This is a genomic window from Autumnicola patrickiae, assembly GCF_031846525.1.
GTDB classification, from domain to species: domain Bacteria; phylum Bacteroidota; class Bacteroidia; order Flavobacteriales; family Flavobacteriaceae; genus Autumnicola; species Autumnicola patrickiae.
Map to the genome: position 1 here is coordinate 1 of NZ_JAVRHM010000049.1, position 2,707 is coordinate 2,707.

A 2,707-nucleotide genomic window follows, 5' to 3' on the forward strand; every position below is an offset into this window, starting at 1 on the left:
TGTGGATTTCCTGAACGATTAAGGGAGGTATATACTTGACAAAAGGAATATCTTTCGCAGGCAGTTCTTCAAAAAGCCCGTTAAATGAATAAGCAAAACTTACAAGAAATACTTGCTGATCAAAGTTGAGATCATAAAAGGATATCTTCAAATCTTTCTGACCATCAATAGCTATAGAATCGTCAGAACAACCTTTCTCATCAGCTACTCCGGAATCATGTTCCATTCCGCAGGTATCAGCTTCAAAAAAGACTGATTGGTCCACAAGAAAATCACCGCAAAAGTGTTTATTCACAGTAAAGGACATTGTCGATAGGAACATTAAAAATGCCAGGACCAAAGATGATATTTTTAATAGGAAGGCTTTCATAACACTCTTCTAATTTCCTCTATTCATTAGCTAATTACCACTGAAATAAGGTTGAAATTATATTTGGAGCATTTTAATAATTCAATAACAAAAATAATTAATTGCTCTTTTTTCAAATATGATCAAAGTCATATTTTCCCTTTTCTCTCAGAATTCTAAACATAGGACGCATTTTCCTTATCCAGAATAAAGATAGCTCAAAAGGTTCAAAAGCACTTTTAATATAACAGAAAAAACATTCACTATTAAGGGGTTGTAATTATTTAACAGTAAAGACTACGAAAAATGGTCATGAAAAGATTATAAAATATAGAAGAATCATATGACGTTTAGAAAAGAGAATATTTACTTTACCTAAATTACCAGTATCTAAAAATTGAGACAATATAGGCGGCCAAACCTTCTATTTTCCCATGGCTTTCAACAAAAAACTTATTGTAATGTTTCTTTTCACAAAAGATCAATTCCTTACTATCTCAGAACCTATTGAGATCTGTTTTACGTTTTTCTTCTTTATTTTTATAATCCGAAGGAGTTACACCAGTAGCTTTTTTAAAGTGGGTTGATAGGTAGGTAGCACTGCTATACCCCATTTCATGAGCAATCTCTAAAACAGTTAGCTCGTTATACTCCAATAACTCCTTTATTCTTTCTATCTTTATTTCACTATAAAACTTCTGAATATTTTTCCCTTCAAGTTTTGTGAAAATATGGGTAAGATGGCTATAGTCGTAGTGTAGACGGCTGGTCAATAGATCTGAAATCTTCTGTTCCCCAAAATCTTCCTCCTTGTAAACCCGCGCAATAATTATTGATTTTATCTGGTTCACCAGGCGTTCATTTTTTTCAAAAATGAGCTCAAATCCCACTTTACGTAACTCTTCCTGAAACAATGTGAACTCAAAATCTGAGAGACTCCTTTCCAACTCTGCCTCTCCCAAAGACACTCTCTTGAAAGGAATTTTTAATTCAGTCAGTATTTCTCTTACGCTCCTTTTACATCGCTGGCAAACCACATTCTTAATCTGAAAAATTTTAAGATTTTCAATATTGTTCGAATTCCTTTCAATTTCAAGTTCCTTTTTCATGATTGCTGGTTTGTTGGTTCTTTAGGTTTTATACTTAGTCATTCATCCTTGGTCCATCTGCACTGACTTTGAACAGGAATACTGATTTTCTACATTTTTAGTTTGGATATCGGAGAAGAACTCCACTTTTCCTGCTTCATACAAAAACCCTGCACCTGAAATATTCATTAACTAATTAAACAAACAGTCTTCAGGCACAGGGATGGGTAATTATTTTTTTTACCTTACTTCCATAGCCAAAGAATCCATCCAAACAGTGATTTCTTCCTTCTCCTTGTCAGAAAGTTTCGCGTCCCAATGCACTAGAGTATATGACTGCAAAGGCATTTCCCCATCTTCCACCTGGCTGCTTATAGAACGTAATTTGCTGCTTTTCCGTCGCGAGGAATACTCCCCGAATTCACTAAAATTCAAATCTGCCTTGCCTTTTTCAATATGGTCGTTCAAATACCAAGTAAACGGCTGGATCTTATTATACCATGGATAATTGGTATTATTGCTATGGCAGTCATAACAAGAGGTTTGCAGGATGGTATTGATGTTTTCGGGCACCTCGTAAATCTCCGTAAAATCTGATTTAGGAATATAATCACTATGATTGCGGTTTGTGGGGATAAACTGTATCCCCACAAAGGCAACCAATAAAATCAGACCGATGATCTTTAGGATCTTCATTCCTTAAATTTCCTTCTGGACCTCTCCACAGCTAAGCATATTTTGTCCAAAGTAAGGGTTCCTTATTTCCTCACTGGTGCTTAGCCAAATCGCGCCTTTCTTGTTGTTGTACATAGGGCAAAACTGCTGATAAAGCCTTTCAGGGGAACCGGTAATAGCCAACATATCGACCATATCAATGCTCATTAGTTCAAAATGTTCCCTTTGGTGCGCCATATCGCTATAGGAAATATGATCAGCGTGTTCCTTGGCACTTTCAATAATTTCGGTTAGTTCCTGCTGTTCGGCAGCTTCATAACCGCTGATATTAAAGTTTTCAAAAGCTGCTACGAGGCTTTCACCGGCTTGCGCAGCCCCTTCGGAATTATCGGCTACCAGGGCATTTTTTAGTTCCATATAATCATTAACGATAATTCCCGTCTGTGAATCCTGATTTTCACTGCCAGGCATATCTTCGGAAGTTTGTTCCCCACCTTCCATCATTTCTGAACCTTCGCCCATATTTTCATGGTCCATTCCTGAATGGTCAACATTTTCTTCTTCATTGTTGTTTTTACAGGATACTGCTGTTAAG

The 2,707-nt window shown here is 36.4% G+C and carries 4 protein-coding genes; all 4 read right to left on the reverse strand.

Annotated features, from left to right (window positions below; translation table 11 throughout):
- Window positions 1-370 (reverse strand): HYC_CC_PP family protein (locus RM549_RS19200; RefSeq protein WP_311687711.1); only part of this gene is annotated, 370 nt, incomplete at its 3' end.
- A 476-nt stretch (window positions 371-846) separates the two neighbouring features.
- Entirely contained in the window at window positions 847-1,458 is a 612-nt protein-coding gene (locus RM549_RS19205) for a helix-turn-helix domain-containing protein (RefSeq protein WP_311687712.1), read from the reverse strand.
- A gap of 219 nt (window positions 1,459-1,677) precedes the next feature.
- Window positions 1,678-2,133, reverse strand: coding sequence for a heme-binding domain-containing protein (locus RM549_RS19210; protein WP_311687713.1), 456 nt, complete (start codon window positions 2,131-2,133; stop codon window positions 1,678-1,680).
- A gap of 3 nt (window positions 2,134-2,136) precedes the next feature.
- A partial coding sequence (locus RM549_RS19215; protein WP_311687714.1) for a DUF3347 domain-containing protein occupies window positions 2,137-2,707 on the reverse strand: 571 nt, incomplete at its 5' end.